This window comes from Desulfocurvus sp. DL1XJH-121, from assembly GCF_054819825.1.
Window position 1 is genome coordinate 1 of the sequence record NZ_JBTVWW010000167.1, and the last position, 246, is coordinate 246.

Annotated in this window: 1 protein-coding gene; it reads right to left on the reverse strand. The window is 48.8% G+C overall.

Features of this window, described 5'->3' with window-relative positions; all coding sequences use genetic code 11:
• Nucleotides 1-246, reverse strand: a 246-nt coding sequence (locus ACYYG1_RS17755; RefSeq protein WP_461211656.1) for a LytS/YhcK type 5TM receptor domain-containing protein, incomplete at both ends; no start/stop codon positions are given.

The window sequence follows — 246 nt, forward strand, 5'->3', positions numbered from 1 at the left end:
GGTACAAAAACCAACTTGACCAGGCCAAAACCGCGGAAGGCAAAGATGAAGGCCATTTGGATTAGTTCAGCCAGCAGCGATAGAACTGCTACCCAGAAGGTCGAAGGATACAAATTGTTCTTCTTAACCCGGTCACCCAGGACGCCGATTAAATAACCAATCAAAACCGAACTGACAATGTAGAAGTAATCGGAAAAGCCGCTGAAGATAACCCTGTGCAAGCCGCCCACTAGCCCTACCAGCAGC